Genomic DNA, 20,429 nt, shown 5'->3' with positions numbered 1-20,429 from the left:
GGCCCACGATGCGTACAGCTTCTGCTTTTTGCTCGTCTGTAAATGTCCTTCGCGGTTTTTGGCTCATCTGAACATTCTCCTTCCTTGTCGACTCTTCGGAAATGTCCACTTTTTCGAGGTAAGGTCAGCTTCTGGCAAATTTAAAACTGCGGGGAATGATTTTAGGCGGGGAAGAGAGGAGTTCGCACCTCCTCAAATCCCCTAAGTCATCCCAACTTAAGCTGGGTAAGCTGGCGATAACCTGGAATCATTCTAGGCTCTAGCGTCTTATTACCTTCAATTGGGACAGCTAGACTCGTTCCCCGTTTTCTTTACCGAAAACGGAGACCACCCGTATGTTTGACCAACCCACTGGGGATACCATCCCCACCACCTTCGCGCTGCCCACCTACCAGCCCGACCGCCTCTGCCACATTTTGCTCGGCGACCACGCCGCCCTCGTCGCCGCCATCAACCGCATGGACGTGCTCGGCTACTGCGACAGAGTCGCCTGGATCGCCCCCATCCCCACCGGGCGCAGCGGCGAATACATCAGCCTCACCAGCCGCCGCATTACGCCGCCTCGGGGGTAAGCCGCTAGCGCATCGGTACCGTAGGGCTAAAAACCCGGTTTCTTCATCGCCGCGCTAACGGTAGGACTGGCCTTCTAGTCCAGAAACCGGGTTTTTGTAGCGGTGGGGGCCAGAGCCAACGTCAATCATGGGCAGGGCGGGGCGTAGGTCAGCCCTACGCCCCCGCGTTTAGGGAGTTCTCCTAACCGGGTTGCAGATACAGTGGTCTGGCATCGGGCATTAACCAAGGTTCGACCTCAGCGGGGAGGGGAGTAAAGCCTGAGAAGTATGGCTGTGGGAGCATGCTTTGATGAATGCCATAGGCAGATCCCCCATTATGAATCGACGTCAGCCAGAATCAAATCTAGCTATAGAATACGAAATCCGTTTGAGCAATCCCGACTCAAACCAGGCATCTCACCGGGGTGTTGCCTGACAATGCCCCGAAAACCCAGGCATACCTGCCGCTTCACAAGTCTTGGCCGACGGCCTGGCTATGCCTCAGGCCTGTTCGCCCATCTGGAGTAGCCCAAATTCATGAAACAGCTTGTCACTGCCATCGTCCTAGGGCTGGCGTTAGCCACCACTGCCTGCAATCGGCAGGCGACAGCGCCAAATTCAGAGCCTCAAACCCCAGAGCCTCAAACTATTGTCATTCTCGGTTCCCTGACGGGGGTCGGCCAGGAGATTGTGGAAGAGGCGCTGGCTCCCCTGACGGCGGAAACGGGGATTGAAATCGTCTACGAAGGCACCGATGCCTTTGCCACCATCCTGCCCATTCGGGTGCAGGGCGGTGATCCGCCCGACATTGCGCTGTTTCCCCAGCCGGGGGTAATGGCCGACCTGGCTAGGGAAGGTGCCCTGGTCAGCCTGGAGGATTGGATTGACCAAAACGCCTTCGCTGCCGCCTATGCCCCAGACTGGCTCAGCCTGGGGTCGGTCGATGGCGACCTCTATGGGGTCTGGATGCGGGCCGACCCAAAGAGTTTGGTCTGGTATAACCCCAAGGCCTTTGCCGCAGCGGGCTACAGCCTGCCCACCACCTGGGATGAGCTGATGCAGCTCTCCGATCAAATGGTGGCCGATGGCCACACGCCCTGGTGTTTGGGTATGGAAAGCGGCGACGCCAGCGGCTGGGTCGGCACCGATTGGATCGAGTCGATCCTGCTGCGCACGGCGGGGCCTGCCGACTACGATCGCTGGGTCACCCACGAACTGCCCTTTGACTCGCCACCCGTGAAAGCTGCCTTTGAGCGCTTTGGAGACATTGTGCGCAATCCCGACTACGTGGTGGGCGGCCCCACAGGCGCGATCAGCATTCCCTTTGGCGACTCGCCTGCTCCGCTCTTTGACGATCCGCCGGGTTGCTATCTGCATCGGCAGGCCAGTTTTATCAGCGACTTTTTACCCGAGTCGGCGATTCCCGGCGAAACCGTCGGGGTGTTTGAGTTGCCCAGCATTGACCCCGCCTACGGGGAACCCCTACTCACGGGTGGCATTGTCTTTGGCCTGCTCAAAGACAGCCCCGAAGCCAGGGCGGTGATGACCTATCTGGCCACCGAGACCCCACACCGGAGCTGGGCCCAGCGGGGTTACATTTCCCCCCATCGCGGCGTGCCCTTGGCCGATTACCCCAACGATCTGGTGCGCCAGCAAGCTGAGATCCTCCTCAGTGCCGAGACGATTCGGTTTGATGGGTCAGATCTGATGCCAGCCGCCGTCGGCACGGGCACATTTTGGCGGGGCATGGTGAATTATGTGGGCGGCGAAGATGTCGATCGCGTGCTGCAAGAAATTGATACCAGCTGGCCCTAGAGCATCGGTACAGTATGGCTAAAAACCCGGTTTCTTGCACGCGAGTGAGGATCAGACGAACGCGCGGCGGTTGAGTCGGATCGCCCAGGGGATGAGGGCAAGGTATTGGTTCAAGAAACCGGGTTTCTGCCCTCTGCCTTTCGGTACTAGTCTTTGAAGCCCAGGCGATGCCTGAGCACCCGCCGACGGTGGGCGTGGGTAGGCAGCCGCAGCCAGTAGGCCCACCGCCGCGAAAATGCCCCCAGCCGCCCCGTGATGCAGAGCCCAAATCCACACACTACGGCGTCGCCCTGACCCAGGGTGAGCATATCGCCCAGGTGGTTGTATCGAAAGGGCTTAACGGAACGATTGGCGATCAGAGCCAGGATGTTATGGGCGACCACTGGCCCAGCCTGGTAAGCGGCCTGGGCGGTGGTGGGGGCACGCTCTCGACCTGGGGCTGGCATGGCCGCCATGTCTCCTAAAACAAATACATTGTCGTAGTCGGGCAGTTGCAGGGTAGGAAGCACTAAGCACTGACCCAAGGGGGTTTGTTTGGGGGCAGCGCTACTGGGCCAGGGTCGGGGCACGGTACCCACAGTCCACAGCATGAGGTCGGCGGGGCAGTGGTGGGGTTGCCCCTGGTAGCCAAAGGTTAACCCGCTGCCATCGACCGTCTCAATGGCTGCATCAAGATATACGCTCACCCGGCGCTTGGCTAAGGCCCGCATCGCCGACCGCTGCACCCGCTCGGGGTAGGAACGCAAAATTTCTCCCCGTCGATCGACCACGGTGATCTGGCCTCGGTGACCCAGGCGATCGCTCAATTTACAGGCCAGTTCGACCCCGCTGGCTCCAGCCCCGGCCACCACCACTCGCACGGTGGCGAGATCGTCAAGGGCTTCTAGGCGTCGCTCCAACTGCCAGGCATCGTCTACCGTAGCAAAGGGCAGGGTATGAGCCCGACTACCGGCTACGGTGGGAGGTCGCATCTGGCTTCCGATCGCGACCACGAGATAGTCGTAGACCAGCGGTTTGCCCTGGCGCAGAGTAATGGTGCGCTGGGCCAGATCAATCTGATCGACCCAGTCCTGGCACCGATCAACGGCAGTGGGGGGCAGAAGTTCCTCATAGGTGGGGGCAATCTCCCAGGGGGCGAGTTCTTGGGTCAGCAGTTCATAGAGCAGGGGGGTGAAGTTGAAGCGATCGCGCGGTTCGATCAGCGTGATGTGCAGAGGCCGAGGCGAGGCCTGCGATCGCCGATGCAGAGCCAGGGCGCAGTACAGACCGCCAAACCCACCGCCCACAATACAAACACGCACAGCAGAACTGTTGTCATGAGAGGCAGACTGTCCTAAAGAGGGGTAGAACGATCGCTGCGACGGCATAGCAGAAGATGACCGGGGGTGTGTCAAGGGTGCCCAGCTTACTGCACAATAGCGCTAGACCGCATCCGGTTGCCCACCGCCCACTCTTCTGTGCCAGTAGATGACTACCTTGCGCCCCGGGCAACCCCACCCCGACGACCGATCCAACATTGACATTTGGCTACTGTCAACCGACAACATCGAGGTAGAAGCGCTGGCAACGCTAAAAGCCTCTTTATCTGAGCCAGAGCAAAAGCAGCTAGCGAAAATTAGCCGGCCTCAGACCCAGCGGCAATTTGTGCTCAGCCGAGGCTGTCTGCGCCACCTACTCAGTGGCTACACCGGGTTACCCCCAACCACCCTAGGGTTCAGCTACGGCCCTCGCGGCAAGCCGAGCCTAGACCAGGTTGACCAGAGCGTTGTGCCCCAGTTCAACCTGTCCCACAGCGGGCAGCGGCTGCTGGTAGCCGTGAGTATGGCGGCAGAGGTACGCGAAATCGGGGTCGATATCGAAGTTTTGCGTCCTCTGCACCGCTTATCTAGACTGTGTCGCCGCTACCTCACAGCCGCTGAAGCCACCGAGGTGTTGGCCCTAGACAGCCCCCAGGCCGAGCGTCATTTTCTGCGCTACTGGACGGGTAAAGAGGCCTGTCTCAAGGCCCAGGGTCTGGGCATTACCGACTCGATGCAGTCACTGCAACTAGCGCCAGCCGCGAGGGAACTAACCCCAGTACTGAGGGCAATCCCTGTCGCTAACGCCCATCTACCAGAGCACCCAGGGCAGCTTTACCAATGGCAGCCAGAGCCGGGGTATCTGGCTGCGATCGCCGTCCAGACCCTCGGCTCAGTCTCCATTCGCTTCCGTATAGAGCAAACTAACCCTACTGACCTGCTAGCTTGGCCCCCTACCCGTGCTTGAGCACCCCTTGGTATGGGTTGAGGGCTGTTAGCTTTGCCGCTACTGGATATGGCCGTTAAGCAACTCCAGGCTGGACGGCATTAACGGTCAACACCAGATCGTCGAAGTCATTGTCAGTCAGGTCTTCAAAGCTCCAGACAGCCCCTTCGCGACGAATGCGAGTACTCCCCAAAACAGCCGCTTCAATAGTGGCCAAGCGGTCAGTACTGCCGTCAATGAGTAGGGCTGGGGCATAGTAGGTACCCCCCAAAAGAGTCAAGCTAGCATCAGCAACGTCGCTGTTGTCAACGAACAGCTCAGCCTCTAGGAGATTGTCAACGACAGCCTGTTCATAACCAGCGTCGCCGGGTAACAGACCCTCTACCCTCCCTTGGGCATCGGTTTCGTAGAACTTCAAGACATTGTCAAAACGAGCTTCGCGGGTCAGGGTCACGCTGACGGTAACCTCCCCATCTATGCCGGTTAGATCAATCAACTCGTCAATCGGGGCTGCCAGCGCCTCATCCCCAAACAAGGTGCGATACATCATCTCGTAGATGAACGTGTTGTCAACGGTGGAGGTTAGCAAGTCGGCATTCATGCCATAGGCCTTGGCCACGACATTGCCCGAGAAGTCGGAGGTGCCGGCCCAAGCTGTGATAAAGTTGCCCATCTCACCATCGAGGCTGGGCTGTGACGCAAAGGTGGTCAGCGGGAAGAGACGACCCTCGGCACCATCCACCGGGTTCTGGAAGGTCTCGGTGTCGGTGGGGTTGACGGGCAGGGCAGCCACCGTATCCAGAGTCTCGGGGAGCGCGGGCGCAAAGGGAGTTGGCTGCCAGACTTGGATACCCCCGGCTTCACTATCGGCAGCGGTCACCAGCAGCGTGTTGGGGTTTTCGTTGCGAATGAAATCCATCGCCACGCCGAGGGTCGCGTCAGCCCTCAAGACGGCCTCCAAGACACCCCGAGAATTATTGTTGTTCCCCAGGTTATCGGTGCCTTCCTCTTCGGCAACCACCATGAAGCCATCGGGATCTGCCGCCAGAATCGGCAGGGCCGCGGCCAGCATCTGGGCCACGGTGGGCTGATTGGTAGGGCTACCATCGGGCAGGAGCTGACCGTAGTTCTCTAACCCAAGGGACTGGTTTTGCTCCTCAGGATTGTCGTTGTAGGTGTCTTCGGCGGCAAATACCCCCAGCAGCTTGGTGGTGCCGTCAGGAATGCTTTGCAGCTCGGCTAAATCGTAGACGACGGTGTAGCCAGCGGCCTCTGCTTCTTCAATCAGGTTGCGGCCATCTTCGCGAATGCCTGCTTCACCAAAGCGCCCGACCGTGCCCAAGGGCAGGTAGTGAATTTCGCCGCCGCCCAGAATGATGTCAACCCCAGACTCCACGACCTGACGGGTGATTTCGGCAACATCGCTGCGGCTCTCAACTTCTGCTAAGAAGGCACCGGTGCCGGGTTCGGCGATGAAACCAGAGTTGATCACCGCCGTCGCCTTACCGGCTGCGATCGCCTCCTCCAAAATGGTCACGCCTGGTTTACCTGAAGCCGACACCACCGGGTTGCCAAACTCATCTAACCCAAATGAGCTAGCGGGTACTTTGACCCCTGTGGCATGGGTGACCGCGCCCGCATTGGAAGTACCGACCAATTGATCTTCCATATGACCCAGGTAAACCCCGGAGTCAGACATCAAGTCATAGTTCAGACGCCCATCAGGGCCCTGGCTGACAAACCGGCCCAAGCCATACATCGTGGGGCTGGTGCCATCGGGGTGAAAGAAGATGACATTGCCCGTATCCTGGGTCGGCTTAGGAGCGGGGATAAACTCTGGAACGTCGCGATCGGAGAGATCGACCTCAAACAAGGTTTCATACATCGCCCGATAGATATCTGTATTGTCTACGGTGGCGGGCAGCAGGTCGGCATTCAAACCATGGGCCTTAGTGACGATCGCGCCGGCAAAGTCAGGGGTACCGGCCCAGGCGACGTCAAAGTTGTAGACATTGCCATTGGCGGCGGGGGCGGCTACAAATGCTTCGGTACCGACCCCCTGCTGACCATCCCCCGGATTCTGAAAATCGGGTGCCGCCGTCAGATCCAACCCGGTCGGGTTAGTGCGAAAGGTGCCTGCGATTTCCTCCGTGTCGTCGAGCTGCAAACCACCGGCCTCACTGTCGGCGGCAGTGATGATCAGAGTATTGGGATTGCGATCGTAGAAATCCATCGCTACACCGATCGCTTCATCGGTGCGGCGCAGGGACTCCAGCTTGCCAGAGGCGCTGTTGATATTGCCAAAGTTATCCACCCCTTCTTCTTCAAGTACCGTGAAGGAGCCATTTTCAAAATTGGGGTGGCGCTCTGCAATGGTCTGGGCAGCCGCCAGCATCTCACCTAAGGTAGGGGCAGAAGACACGTAGGCAGGCGTGCCAGTATTGGCCAGATTTTCGTCATAGCCGGGCAGGCTGCCCTCGGCCAGGCGAATGGTGTCGTTAAACGTATCTTCGTTGGCAAAGATGCCCAGCACCTTAGTGACGCTCTCATCAGCCACCACGGTTGTCAGCTGGTCGGCAGTATAGACAACGGTGTAGCCGAGGCTTTCAGCCAGTTCGATCAGGTTGGTGTCGGGGCGAATATTGGATGCCGTGGAGATCGCATCGAGCTGCTCGGCAGACTCAGCATAGACAGCCCCAGCCGGTGGCTCGGCACCCACAGGTAGATAGTTGACCAGACCACCGCCGAGGATAATATCTACTCCCGACTCAACCACCTGACGGGTAATATTCGCAAATTGGCCCCGGGGAAACGCGGCAAAACCCGTCGCATCGGCCGGTACATCGGCCTGACCAACCTCTGCCGCAAAGGCCCCCGTACCGGGCTCAGCAATCACCCCAGAGTTAATCAAGGCCGTCACCTTACCAGCTGCCACGGCCTCCTGCATGATGGTTTGGTTGGTGCCAGAGAGAGCCGTTAACTCCTCCTCAACAAACCGACCCGTTATTTCATCAACAATGGGGTTGCCCTCTCCATCGCGCTGCACTTCAAAGCCAAAAGACTCGGCATACACTTTGACCCCAGTGGCGTGGGTAACTGCGCCACCGTTTGACGTACCCGTAAGCTGATCTTCCATATGGCCGAGGTAGACACGAGCCTCGGCCAAATTGTCCCAATTCAGCCGACCATCCGGGCCTGCGGTCACAAATCGAGCAAAGCTAAAGTCGGAGGGGCTAGACCCATCCGGATGAATGAAAATGACGTGATTTCCTGCCATCAGAAAAGTTTCCCTGTAAATTCAACCTGAAAGTCTCTGGAAATATCAGAAGCCACGTTGTTTTCGCACTAACCTGAGCAAAACAAGCTACTTTTAGCTAGCCTTGGCCAAATACAGAAAAAGGGTTAGCTTAATGATCTATAGATTTTTAGCTCAATATCTATAGATTTTTCTCATGATCTAACCTTCTAGACTTTGAGTCGTTTTGTCAGGATGGCTAAAGCAAGCTGGTTTTCAGAGTTAGCTAGAAAACAACCCATACGTATTCCCTAAGCAATTTCCCATAGCAGTGTTAAAGGGAACGTGATATTGAGTTAAATAAGGCGCTTGCTTTGGTTAAATTAAGCTAGTTGTCTGTGGGAATCGCTATGCTGGCAACATCTCTGTTCACTCATCGGTAACGTCGTCTGCCCTATGCCCCACAGTATTCGGACGCTAGTTCAGAACGTGCAAATGGCCTTGTTGCCTGGGCTGCGCCTGGAGAGTATCAATCCCCACAACCCGGTAGTAGTGCATCGGGTGCCCATGCCGTGGCAATGCCTCGGGGCCGGCAACTACGCCGCCGTTTTCGCCCATCCCGATTATCCCGATCAGGTGGTGAAGGTGTATGCTCCTGGTCGGCCCGGTATCGAAGCGGAGATCGAGGTCTATCGACGCCTGGGAGAGCATGGGGCCTTTTCTCATTGCTACGTCAGCGGGGCCAACTTTTTGGTGCTAAAGCGGCTGCTCGGCATCACCCTTTACGATGCTCTGCACCAGGGCGTTCCCATTGCGCCGCAAGTCATTCACGATGTTGACGCCGCCCTAGACTACGCGCGACAGCGCGGCCTGTTTCCCCACGATGTCCATGGCCGCAACGTAATGCAATGGGACGGGCGCGGTGTCGTAGTCGATGTCTCTGATTTCTTAAACGCAGCGCCCTGTCGGGCCTGGCAGGATGTAAAGCGGGCCTACTGGTGGATTTACCGGCCTTTTTTTCTGCCCCTAGGACTGCATCTGCCCTACGTTTTGCTGGATTGGGTGCGGGCTGGGTACCGCCTACTGCGCCGCCTCGATCGGGGGGTAAAACAGGTCTTGAGGCGATCGCCCTAGTACTCTGAGGCGGCAATAACCCAGCTGTTGACTCACGCGGAAACCCTTATGAGGCCTGGGGTTCCCGTTCTGCCTTCTGCCTTCTTACTTCTGCCTTTCGGTACTAGGCTTGTACCCAGCCAAAGATACCCTACTTCGGCGGGTATACCGGCTCTTTGTCAATTACCACCGGCTCCTGGTACAGCAGAGCCGTAAAGGTCACCGTCGAGCCTAGCCCTTCGCCCATGCTGATGAACTGCACGACGCCGCCCATGGCTTCGACTAGGCGCTGGGAGATCGCCAGACCAAGGCCAGTGCCGCCGTACTGTCGCGTGCGATCGCCATCGACCTGGCTAAAGCTCTGAAACAGCCGGTCTTGCTTTTCGAGCGAGACGCCAATGCCGGTGTCGGCCACGCTAATTTTGACTAGACCTGGCCAGGTTTTGCCCTGGTACTCTACCTTTTGGGGTTTGACCTCGGCGCTGACGGTAACGCCTCCCTCATGGGTAAATTTGATCGCGTTGCCGACCAGATTAATAAAGACTTGAAACAGTCGCTGGTAGTTGCCATGCAGAGTAATGTCATCGCGGGTGGCAGGCAGCAAAATGTTGAAATATAGCTCTTTTTGGTCGGCCTGGTGGCGAATAAAGTTTTCCACATCGGCCAGTAGATCCTTGAGGCGTACAGGCCCCATCTCAATCTGCATTTTGCCCGCTTCGATTTTGGCAATGTCGAGCACATCGTTGATGAGCTGCAGCAGATGAATCGCTGACTTGTGGGCCTCGGCGACAAATTCCTCTTCCTCGGCGGGGTCATCGGCCATGCCGTCGAGCACCAGCTTAAGAAAGCCAATCATGCCGTTGAGCGGTGTGCGGAGCTCGTGGGAGGTGTTGGCCAAAAACTCACTCTTAAGCCGAGAAGCTTCTTCAGCCTGGCGGCGAGCCTCTTCGGCCTGGCGACGAGCCTCCTGAAATTCGCGCTGCTTCTCCATCAGACTGGCATTGGCCTGCTGGAGCTTGATCGCCAGGGCATGGCTCTCACTAAATAGAGTGGCGTGGGCAATGGCGGTGCCGACCTGGTCGGCCAAATCGGTGAGCAAATTGAGCTCGACCTCTGACCAGGCTCGGTGAGGATGGTCGTGGAGCACAATAAACCCGTTGATCGTGTTTTGATAACGGGTGGCGACTGCTACGGTGGCAGGGTCAGCCGGTTGCCGAGAGGGCACCATCGCGATCGAAGTTTGGGCAGCCGTGCTCAGGTATGGAGTTTCGGCCAGCAGCCATACTTGCCCCTGCCAGCTAGGCAAGTCGCTAGACCTGACGTATTCAGCCGCTACGGTAGCGGCCTCAGGCGGCATATTGGGGGGTGCATTACAGCTGCATACCAGGCAGCGATCGACGCCAAACAAATCGCCCAAGCCCTCGACGGTTTGTTGATGAATAATGTCTAAATCTAAGGTCCACCGAACATTGCGCGTAATTTGATTGAGCCGGGGCGAATAGGTTTGCAGCTGGGCGCACAGGCCAGAAGCGGATTCAGCGGTGGCCGTCGGCGATAGGGCAGCGCGCGATCGCGGTATATCGACCAAACCCTGAAAATCAATCAGGTAGCCCGTGGCAACCACGCGAAAAAGAGACTCATCGGGCGCGACCAGGGGGTGTAGCACCCAACGCACGTCAAGACTGTGGGCACCCAGGGGGCAACGGCCTCGAAGCTGCACTATTTCGTGGTGGGTAGCCAGCGTGTTGAGTGCTTGCCCCAGGGTATTGGGAGTGGCAAAAGAAACAATCTCATTCAGCGATCGCCCCACCCAATTGGCCGTCAGCGTGGTTGGCAGCGCCTCGGGCCCCACCGATTGAATAGATTCGACCACTCCACGGAGATCGAGCACCATAATCCAGGCAGAGCTAGACTCACCCGGATCAATGTCGCTGGCGGTGGCTAGGGCAGAGAAAGGAGGTCGCGATCGCATAGCAGTAGAAGGCCAGGACGCCTCCATAGTAGCCAACTGACCTCACCAATGGCTCTAGCCCAGCGCAAATTCGTTGAGAACCCTTCAGCGGCTATGTTCCTCCATGCCCTTGAGAGCATGGCTAGCCCTCCTTTAGTCGTTCCATTCTCCCTTTGGCGGTACCGTCGGATTGCGGGGCAAATGGCGCACCAGATCGTCTTCGTAGCGGCGATCGCCCCGTAGCCACTGGCGCAGTGCCACTTCAATGACCTTGCTGGGGTTAGCGCTAAGGTGGGTCACCTGGTCAAGCAAGTCTTTGTCAATCTGAACCGAGAGGTCAATTTTTTCCGCCGACCGTTCGTCGGTAGGGGAGGTAGGGTTTTGCATAATGGGCGGCCTGACTGCCAGGTAGGTAATAGGGTGTCTTCTTCTTCTAGTCTAGTCCCTAGGATAGACGCGTCTGGTGCGGTCATCCCCAACCCCGGGGCCTGGGTCTCGGGATCTTGACATAACAAGTTTATCTTCCACAGACCAGACAACGGATCTGCCTATCTAACTCACATAACTGTCATACGGAGGTAACCATCGCGATCGATTTCCCCTCAGCGCCGCCGCGAGCATTCGTCTAGGCCAGGGCTTACAATATTAAAGTCTGTAAATTTTCATTATTGGCCCGTCATTGGTAAGCCTTGTATGACAGAGGTTCCTGTCTCTCAGATTCGCAATTTCTCGATCATTGCCCACATCGACCACGGTAAGTCGACCCTGGCCGATCGCCTTTTGCAGCGCACGGGCACCGTCAGCGATCGCGATATGAAGGCCCAGTTCCTCGACAGCATGGATCTGGAGCGCGAGCGGGGCATCACCATCAAGCTCCAGGCCGCCCGGATGAACTACAAGGCTCAGGACGGCAAAGACTACGTTCTCAACCTGATCGACACCCCCGGCCACGTCGATTTTTCCTACGAGGTGTCGCGATCGCTGATTGCCTGCGAAGGGGCCTTGCTGGTGGTCGATGCTTCCCAAGGGGTTGAGGCCCAAACCCTAGCCAACGTCTACCTGGCCCTAGAGAACGACCTGGAAATCATCCCGGTGCTCAACAAAATCGACCTGCCAGGGGCCGAACCCGATCGCATCAAACAAGAAATTGAAGACATTATCGGTCTCGACTGCAGCGGTGCCATTCTGGCCTCCGCCAAGCAAGGCATCGGCATCGACGAAATTCTAGAGTCTATCGTCTACCTGGTGCCGCCCCCCGCCGACACCGTCGATCAGCCCCTGCGGGCGCTGATTTTCGACAGCTACTACGACAGCTACCGGGGCGTAATCGTCTACTTTCGCGTCATGGATGGCACCATTCGCCGCAAAGACAAAGTGCGGCTCATGGCCTCGGGCAAAGAATACGAAGTCGATGAGCTGGGCGTTCTCGCCCCCACCCAGATCGAAGTTGATGAGCTGCATGCCGGAGAAGTGGGCTACTTTGCCGCCTCCATTAAGGCCGTAGAAGACGCTCGGGTGGGCGACACCATTACCCTGGCGCAAAACCCTGCTACCGAGGCCTTACCGGGCTACGCCGAAGCCAAACCCATGGTCTTTTGTGGCCTGTTCCCCACCATCTCAGACCAGTTTGAAGAACTGCGCGAAGCCCTCGAAAAACTCCGCCTCAGCGATGCGGCCCTCCAGTACGAGCCAGAGACCTCCAGCGCCATGGGGTTTGGCTTTCGCTGCGGCTTTTTGGGCCTGCTACACATGGAAATAGTGCAGGAGCGCCTGGAGCGTGAGTACAACCTCGACCTGATTACCACTGCTCCCTCGGTAATCTACAAAGTCACCACTATCCAGGGCGACGTGCTCGAAATCGATAACCCCAGCACCCTGCCCGACCCCCAGGCCCGCGAAAAAATCGAGGAGCCCTACGTTCAACTCGATATGATCACCCCCGAAGAGTATGTCGGCGCGCTGATGGAGCTGTGCCAGAGCCGCCGGGGTGAGTTCAAAGACATGAAGTACCTGGCCCAGGGCCGCACCACCTTAATCTACGAGGTGCCCCTGGCCGAGGTGGTGACCGACTTTTTCGACCAGATGAAGTCGCGCAGCAAGGGCTACGCCAGTATGGAATATCACCTGATTGGCTACCGCGAAAACTTCCTGGTGCGGCTCGACGTGTTAATCAACGGCGACCCCGTGGATTCGTTGGCTTCGATTGTGCACCGTGACAAGGCCTACTACGTCGGTAAAGCCCTAGTCGAAAAGCTTAAGGAGCTGATTCCCCGCCACCAGTTTAAGATTCCTCTACAGGCGGCGATTGGCAGCCGCATCGTGGCCAGCGAGAGCATCCCCGCCCTGCGCAAAGACGTGTTGGCCAAGTGCTATGGCGGCGATATTTCCCGCAAGAAAAAGCTGCTACAAAAGCAGGCCAAAGGTAAGAAGCGACTGAAGGCGATCGGCACGGTAGACGTGCCCCAGGAAGCCTTTATGGCCGTGCTAAAGCTATCTTGATGCTCGCTACCCCTACTGCACCAGCCCGTACCGAGTGAGCACGCACATGATTTCGTTGATCAGGTGCCAGATGTGAAACGATATGGAGGACGAGGCCATGGTCTACGCATTGCCGTCGGGGTTTCAGTGGGGAGTCGCTACCTCGTCGTACCAGATTGAGGGCGCTGCCGAGGCCCGTGGCCCCAGCGTGTGGGATGTTTTTAGCCAAACCCCAGGACGGGTGCTAAATGGCGATACGGGGGCGATCGCCTGCGATCATATCCACCGCTACCGCGATGACATTGCCCTGATGGCTGACCTGGGGGTACGCCACTATCGCTTTAGCATTTGCTGGCCCCGGATGCTTCCCGAGGGGCACGGTGCGGTGAATCAGGCCGGGCTAGCCTTCTACAGCGAGCTAGTCGATACCCTGCTGGAGTGTGGCATTACCCCCCACGCCACCCTGTTCCACTGGGACAGTCCCCAGGCGCTAGAAGCCCAGTACGGCTCGTGGCGCAGTCGGCAAATGGCGCAGGATTTTGCCGATTACGCGGCAGTGGTGGTGAAGCATTTGGGCGATCGCGTCACCGAATGGATCACCCTCAACGAAATCTTTTGCTTCACCCACCTCGGCTACGGCGTCGGTTATGTGCCCGAGATGGCCCCCGGCACCGTAGTCAAAACCGTTAAAGAAGTCTGGCAGACCTCCCACCACGCTCTGTTAGCCCACGGCCTCGGCTGTCAGGCCATTCGTGCCGCCTCGCCCCAACCCTGCCAGGTGGCACTGGTGGATAACTACCTGGCCACGGTACCCCTAACCGATACCCCGGAGGATATCGCGGCGGCCCAGGCCGCCTTTCCCCTGGCAGGTACCAACGGCGGCATTATTTACCCGGCCCTAACCGGCGCATATAGTCCTGAGCTGCTGGAAGACCTAGGCATGAATGCTCCCGACATTCAGCCCGGCGATTTAGAGACTATTCATCAGCCGCTGGATTTCCTTGGCTTTAACGTCTATACCGGGTTGTATGTGCGCGCTGCCGAAAATGCTCGCGGCTTCGAGATCCTGCCCTTTCCCCAGGGCTATCCCCGCATGCACATGCCCTGGCTGCACATAGTGCCCGACAGCCTCTACTGGGGCGTGCGCCACATCAGCGATACGCTCCAAAGACCCGAGCTGCGAGTGTTCATCAGCGAGAATGGTTGCGCGGCCCAGGATGAACCCACCGCTACTGGGGAGGTGCTCGATCTAGACCGCATTCAGTATCTACAACAGTATCTGCGATCGGCCCACCGCGCTGTTCAAGAAGGCTACCCGCTGATGGGCTATTTTTTGTGGAGCTTTTTGGATAACTTTGAATGGGCCTACGGGCGCGATCGCCGCTTTGGCATCACCTATATCGACTACGCCACCCAGCAGCGCATCCCCAAAGCCAGCTACCACTGGTACGCCCGCTGCATTGAGGAGAATCGCGTGGTGTAGATGAGAAGTGCGCATATATTGATTCGCAGCATCCAGAGATGGGGCTGCTAGCCCAGCAGATTGCAGCCGCCCATGGAATGGCGGCGGCGGCGATCGCCAAGGCCAGCTGGGCATGGATGCGCGATGAAATTTGCCATAGCGTTGACTATCAAATGGGGCCAGCTAGACTAGTACCGAAAGGCAGAAGTAAGAAGGCAGAACGGGAACCCCAGGCCTCATAAGGGTTTTCGCGTGAGTCAACAGCTGGGTTATTGCCGCCTCAGAGTACTAGATTGGGTCTAGCTAAACCTGACAATTATTGGTCACACACAAATCATTGATAGAAAAGCTTCATTATGGTTTGGCTAGAAACCCAGCGCTTAATCTTGAGAGATTTCACGCTAGAAGATGTGCCCCAGCTGGCACCTATTCTTAGCGATCCAAGAGTAATGAAATTTTCGCCTAAAGGCGTCCTATCGACAGCAGAGACCCAGGAAAAAATCGAAGAATTTATTGCTTTATATCAAAGTCATGGGTTTGGCAAATGGGCCGTCATCTTCAAACAAACGAACCAACTGATTGGCTATTGCGGCATTGCCCTAGAGCACATCGACGGCATCAATGAGCCAGAGATTGGCTATCGTCTCGAACCTGCCTTTTGGGGGCAAGGGCTGGCCACCGAGGCGGCAAAACCCGCGATCAACTATGGATTAGATCAGCTGCAGCTGCCATACCTGCTCGGCATCGTCGAGCCCGCCAATACAGCATCTGTCAAGATCCTGAAAAAGCTGGGTCTAGAATACGATCGCAACACAGTTCTCCACGGTTCTGAAGTAGATATTTATCGCCTTAATGCGACCATCAGCTAGCAGGATGTCTTTTCCTGCCGTGCCATCTAGAGGGGTAGGGCCTGCCCCGTCTACCAGTCGCTCTACCCAGGCTGGTCGGGTGATAACAATCGAAAACATCGATGCTATGACCCAGACATGTCATATCCGTAGATCGTGGAGCGTGTGTCAAAATCGTTGCCATATAGCCCAGGCCGAAACGATGGATATTCTCAAAATTGCGGCATTTTCCGATGGTGATACGGGCGGCAACCCGGCCGGAGTCTGGATTGCTGAAGCCCACCCCAGCGCCAGCGAGATGCGGCGTATAGCAGCAGAGGTGGGGTTTTCAGAAACCGCCTTTGCAGCCCCCACGGGCACCGGCTGGCGGGTGCGCTACTTTGCGCCCGAGTCGGAGGTGCCCTTTTGTGGCCATGCCACCATCGCCCTGGGAGCCGCCCTGGCGCTTCAGCAGGGTAACGGTATTTTCCCCCTGGTGCTCAACGAAGCCGAGATTACCGTAGAAGGTCGCCGCGAAGGCCAGGTTATTTCTGCTGCGCTGCAATCGCCACCCACCCGCAGTGCCACCGTTGAGTCCCAGTTGGTGGCCGATGTGCTCGACCTGTTTGGCTACACCGAGGCCGACCTTGACGCCAACCTTCCCCCCGCCTTGGCCCACGGTGGCGCAGACCATCTTGTTTTAGGGCTCAAGACCCGCGATGCCCTGGCCGCGATGCAGTACGACCTCGCCGCTGGTCGAGAGCTGATGAACCGGGCCGGGCTGGTCACGATCTGCTGGACTTATGCCGAGACCCCCCAGCAGTTTCACACCCGCAACCCGTTTGCCTCGGGGGGCGTGTACGAAGACCCGGCGACGGGGGCGGCCACGGCGGCACTGGCCGGGTACCTGCGCGATATTGGCTGGCCCCACGGGGGCGATATCCAAATCACGCAGGGGGAAGATATGGCCATGCGATCGCGCCTCCGGGCAGAGATTTCCCCCACCCCCGGCAGCTCGATTCGAGTCTCAGGCACTGCTCGGCTGATGGCGACGTAGAGACAACGCCATCACCCAGGACTGGCCATGCTGGGAAACGTTTAGCCACTATGCCAACGCTCCTAGCTCCTCCTGCCCCTTGCTGTTGGCCATATTGATCAAATTTGCGCTACCGCCCACTAGGGAACCAAACCTTGGCAGCCATCGTCCCTGGAAAAACCGTCGAATTAAGTTTGAAAATTAAACAAATATTGCTTAAGGTTGATTTTAATCAACTCTTAATACAATTATTCTGAGCAGATTATCTAGCATGCTACTGCCTATTTCTAGATGGCGCTGCCGGGTTCGCCAAATCTAACGGACTTCGCTTGCGTAAAGATTCACCATGATTCAAGACCCAGTTCCCTGAGATCGTTAGCCTATGTCTCAACCATCGTCTGTGCATTCTCGGCTGGCAAAGCCGCAGCTTAGCTGGCTGGAGGGAATGCGGATATTTGCGGCAGTGGGTATTCTGCTCTACCACGCCCAGCTACTCTTCACAGGTTACGCCTATACCCCTCAACCGACCGGGCTACGCAGTAATATGGCGGCGATCGCCAGTGCTAGCCCCCACCTTGGACAAAATATGCTGGCCTCAGCGGTGTCGCTGCCGGTATGGTTTGGCTTTCAGGCGGTCGATGTTTTTATTCTGCTGGCCGGGTTTGTCTTGGTTTTATCGCTGCGCAGCCAGGCCTCTCAGGTCAGTACCAGTCAGTTTCTTCAGAGTCGCCTGTTGCGAATTCTCTGGCCGTTTTGGACCGTCGCCTGGCTGGCCTATCCGGTACTCTGGCTAATCGGCGTAGCGACCAACAGCTACCGACCAGCGCCCTGGGATATCTTTACGGGGGCTACCTTTCCGCTGCTGTTTGGCTTTGACGGCCAGGTTTTGTTGTCCACCAGCGGCCCCTGGTGGTTTATTCCCCTGGTGATGAGTTTCTCGCTGATTTCTCCCCTGCTCTGGTACTTACTCAACCGCTGGGGGGCGCGCAATTTGCTGGGCATGAGCCTGGTGATGACGGCGCTCTATCGCTATGGAGCGGTCTACCACTTTGGTGGGCATCTCACCTACTCTATGCTCGATACGCCGAATAACTGGCTGCCCTTCGTCTCATTTTTGGCCAAGCTGAGCACGTTTGTGGTCGGCATGGCGATCGCAGACGCCTATTGCCATCATCGAGGCCCCTTGTTTTGGCGACCTCAGCGGCTGGTCTGGGTCGGGCTTCTGGTGTACGCCACGGGCTTTATCGCTCAATTTTATCGAGCGGGCTGGGTCGTTTGCGATCTGCTGCTGCCCATTGGTTGGGTGATGGTTGCGGTGGTGCTGCTGCGATCGCTCAGTACTCTGCCCGCGCTATCGACGGCCATGGTATGGTTGGGCTCCTACAGCTATAGCTATTTCTTGATTCACGGCTTTGTGATTGATCGCACGATTAATTTATGGGTTCAAGGCAGCCTGTGGCGATACTGGGTATCTCTGCCGCTGATGGTAATTGGCACCTTAATCTTGGCCATGATTGCCGACGCGGTGCGCCCCTTGATTCAGCGCAGCGCTTTACAACTGTGGCGCGATATTGACTATTTGCTGATGCAAAACCCAACCCCTGAGGTATCGAATTGGATGCCCATGGTGGGCGATCGCGTCAGCTACCAGGGCCGCCGCGATTGGATTGTACACAAGATCGAGACGCTGCTCGACGAGGGTGAGACGTACCTTTGCCAAATTTCAGCGGGGCGGCAGACAGTGTGGGTCAGCGCCAATAGCCTGAGCCTGGTGGAGGCCGCTGCCCTCGCTCGAACCTATGTCAACTGTTGAGACCATTTTTTGAAGCCAGGGGGCAGCCTAGTGACCAAAACATGGTCTGCTGAAGTTCAGAAAGTTATCTTTACCCATGTGCTGTTGATTGGCCTGCCCGCTGTTTTTTATGGGTTCTTGCTGCTCAACGGCTGGGCTTTAGTCAGTCCGCGCGCTGTCGTATTGACAATTTTTTTGTTCAACGCGGTGATGATCATCATCGAGTCTACCAACGCGCTGTTTCGCCGATTCGCGACCTATCAACGGCAGTTCAGCCATCCGTTAGAGCAGCCCCGCAATCAGCTGAAGGGATGGATTGGAGTGCGGGGGTCTGAGTGCCCATACCCAATTGAACCGGTGCCCCGCTGTTCGTTTTTGGTAGCCGCTTATTTGCCCAATGAACAAAGCATTATCGTTGAAACGCTACGGCATTTGTTAGGCCAAATTGAGCGGCCCGCTGGCGGGTTAGAGATTATTTTGGCCTACAACACGCCCGTCAATCTCCCCATTGAGGCTGAGCTGCATCAGTTGGCCAGACAATCTCCTGAGCTGACGATTTTGCGGGTTGATACCAGCCAGTCTAAGGCTGAAAATATCAATGCTGCTCTCGATATTGCAACCGGAGACATTGCCTGCGTGCTCGATGCCGACCATCATCCCAACGCCGACTGTTTTAGGCGAGCCTGGCACTGGATTTCCCAGGGGTACGATGTGGTGCAGGGGCGCAACGTCATTCGTAACTGTAGCGAAAACTTTCTGGCTCAAAATATTGCGATTGAGTTTGAGCAACTCTACGGCATTAGCCATGCTGCCAAGTCTTTCCTCACCGACTCCAGCATCTTTGGCGGCTCAAACGGCTATTGGCGAACCGAGGTGCTAAAGCGAATTCGGTTTAACCCCAACCGCCTGACCGAGGATATCGACGCGTCGTTGCGATCGCTGCTCAACGGCTACAAAATTCTGCACGATCGCAGCATTGTCACCAGTGAGCTGGCGCCCACCTCGCTCAAAACTTTCTGGTTTCAGCGCAAACGCTGGGCCCACGGCTGGCTAGAGGTGTCGCTGCTCTATCAGCGTCGTTTATGGCGATCGCCCCACTTCAACTACTGGCAAAAATTCTACTGGACCTATTTGCTCTACTACTGCGAATCGTTTGCCCTGGTTTCTCTTCAGCTCTTACCGATACTGCTGGCGTTTTTGCTGGTGCCCGATGCGTTTCCTGGGCCCATGCGCGGTTATTTTTTGCTTGCCGGAGGCCTGTCACTCTTCAGCGGGGTTTACCAAATTTTAGCCGCCGCTAAGGTCGCGTCCAGGCGTTACCCGCTGGCTTACTACATCAAGCACATCCTGTTCTTGCCCTTCTACGTGACCCTCAAAAACTCGATCGCGGTGGTTGCTATTTACGACTACCTCAAGGGAGAGCACACCTGGGTAGTCACCCCCCGCGATCCTCAATCCCAGAAGCGGTATCGCTTCAAGCAGGGGTAGTCGATATCTTCGTTAGCGGGAGTCGTAACGAGATCTTGGGAGCGATAGCCAGCCAGAAATTGTGCTGTCGTCAGCGAATTCGTAACCGTCCCCTGAGCGGAGTCGTTGGCGCAGCCGCCCCAGAGGGGCTAGGGGACATACTGCATGGGTTTTGGCTTTCTCCCTTTGGGAGACGCAGGGCGAACGACTTCGCTCAGCCGACATAGTCCTAGGGACGCTTACCTAGGAGGTTTGGCAATTGGTTCAAAAAAATGACTGATAAAACTTAGTTCCAGTAAGTAGGCAGTTGAGATTAAATGTAAGATAGCAGGGTAGCCAGAGTGCCCTCAAATGCCCGCCCCATTACGCATCATTTTGACCGAGGAAGAAGACCGCACGTTAAGTGAACTTCGGGAGGCTCAGACAGTTCCCTATCGGACGCGTGACCGAGCGCATAT

The 20,429-nt window shown here is 57.0% G+C and carries 14 protein-coding genes; 10 read left to right on the top strand and 4 right to left on the bottom strand.

The window, feature by feature from the left end; genetic code table 11:
• Positions 1 to 335: 335 nt before the first annotated feature.
• Both IQ254_RS20495 and IQ254_RS20490 read left to right on the top strand, forming a co-directional pair.
• Positions 336 to 572 (top strand): hypothetical protein, encoded by a 237-nt coding sequence (locus IQ254_RS20495; RefSeq protein WP_193968019.1) that lies wholly within the window; start codon positions 336 to 338, stop codon positions 570 to 572.
• Between the two features lie 516 nt (positions 573 to 1,088).
• Complete coding sequence (locus IQ254_RS20490) at positions 1,089 to 2,366, top strand: ABC transporter substrate-binding protein (RefSeq protein WP_193968018.1); 1,278 nt, start codon at positions 1,089 to 1,091, stop codon at positions 2,364 to 2,366.
• Positions 2,367 to 2,512: 146 nt separating this feature from the next.
• Here the strand turns inward: IQ254_RS20490 and IQ254_RS20485 are convergent, their stop codons facing one another.
• On the bottom strand, positions 2,513 to 3,667 hold the full coding sequence (locus IQ254_RS20485; protein WP_193968017.1) for an NAD(P)/FAD-dependent oxidoreductase: 1,155 nt from the start codon (positions 3,665 to 3,667) through the stop codon (positions 2,513 to 2,515).
• Between the two features lie 166 nt (positions 3,668 to 3,833).
• Here IQ254_RS20485 and IQ254_RS20480 point away from each other — a divergent pair, with 166 nt between their 5' ends.
• A complete protein-coding gene (locus IQ254_RS20480) occupies positions 3,834 to 4,631 on the top strand; it encodes a 4'-phosphopantetheinyl transferase superfamily protein (protein WP_193968016.1) in 798 nt (265 codons plus the stop codon).
• Positions 4,632 to 4,686: 55 nt separating this feature from the next.
• Here IQ254_RS20480 and IQ254_RS20475 read toward each other — a convergent pair whose 3' ends face one another.
• Positions 4,687 to 7,887 carry an alkaline phosphatase gene (locus IQ254_RS20475; protein ID WP_228040930.1) on the bottom strand — a complete coding sequence of 1,067 codons (3,201 nt, stop codon included), beginning with the start codon at positions 7,885 to 7,887 and terminating at the stop codon, positions 4,687 to 4,689.
• A gap of 453 nt (positions 7,888 to 8,340) precedes the next feature.
• Between IQ254_RS20475 and IQ254_RS20470 the strand changes: the two genes are divergently transcribed.
• Entirely contained in the window at positions 8,341 to 8,979 is a 639-nt protein-coding gene (locus IQ254_RS20470; RefSeq protein ID WP_228040929.1) for a PhoP regulatory network YrbL family protein, read from the top strand.
• 130 nt (positions 8,980 to 9,109) lie between these two features.
• On the opposite strand, the gene IQ254_RS20465 is transcribed toward IQ254_RS20470, so the two are convergent.
• On the bottom strand, positions 9,110 to 10,930 hold the full coding sequence (locus IQ254_RS20465; protein ID WP_193968014.1) for a GAF domain-containing protein: 1,821 nt from the start codon (positions 10,928 to 10,930) through the stop codon (positions 9,110 to 9,112).
• Between the two features lie 132 nt (positions 10,931 to 11,062).
• A complete protein-coding gene (locus IQ254_RS20460; protein ID WP_193968013.1) occupies positions 11,063 to 11,296 on the bottom strand; it encodes a type II toxin-antitoxin system CcdA family antitoxin in 234 nt (77 codons plus the stop codon).
• Positions 11,297 to 11,602: 306 nt separating this feature from the next.
• Here IQ254_RS20460 and lepA point away from each other — a divergent pair, with 306 nt between their 5' ends.
• From lepA to IQ254_RS20430, 6 genes are all read left to right on the top strand, one after another.
• Positions 11,603 to 13,408 carry a translation elongation factor 4 gene (gene lepA / locus IQ254_RS20455; RefSeq protein ID WP_193968012.1) on the top strand — a complete coding sequence of 602 codons (1,806 nt, stop codon included), beginning with the start codon at positions 11,603 to 11,605 and terminating at the stop codon, positions 13,406 to 13,408.
• Between the two features lie 97 nt (positions 13,409 to 13,505).
• Entirely contained in the window at positions 13,506 to 14,870 is a 1,365-nt protein-coding gene (locus IQ254_RS20450) for a GH1 family beta-glucosidase (protein ID WP_193968011.1), read from the top strand.
• A 335-nt stretch (positions 14,871 to 15,205) separates the two neighbouring features.
• Entirely contained in the window at positions 15,206 to 15,718 is a 513-nt protein-coding gene (locus IQ254_RS20445) for a GNAT family N-acetyltransferase (protein ID WP_193968010.1), read from the top strand.
• Positions 15,719 to 15,899: 181 nt separating this feature from the next.
• Positions 15,900 to 16,733, top strand: a complete 834-nt coding sequence (locus IQ254_RS20440; protein ID WP_193968009.1) for a PhzF family phenazine biosynthesis protein — start codon at positions 15,900 to 15,902, stop codon at positions 16,731 to 16,733.
• Between the two features lie 361 nt (positions 16,734 to 17,094).
• Positions 17,095 to 18,525: an acyltransferase gene (locus tag IQ254_RS20435; RefSeq protein WP_193968008.1), complete on the top strand. Its 1,431-nt coding sequence runs from the start codon at positions 17,095 to 17,097 to the stop codon at positions 18,523 to 18,525.
• 30 nt (positions 18,526 to 18,555) lie between these two features.
• Positions 18,556 to 19,992 carry a glycosyltransferase family 2 protein gene (locus IQ254_RS20430; RefSeq protein ID WP_193968007.1) on the top strand — a complete coding sequence of 479 codons (1,437 nt, stop codon included), beginning with the start codon at positions 18,556 to 18,558 and terminating at the stop codon, positions 19,990 to 19,992.
• Positions 19,993 to 20,429 lie beyond the last annotated feature (437 nt).

The sequence above is a fragment of the Nodosilinea sp. LEGE 07088 genome (genome assembly GCF_015207395.1).
Classification (GTDB): domain Bacteria; phylum Cyanobacteriota; class Cyanobacteriia; order Phormidesmidales; family Phormidesmidaceae; genus Nodosilinea.
Note: the sequence above shows the minus strand (reverse complement) of the source record. Positions and strands in the feature narration are given on the sequence as shown.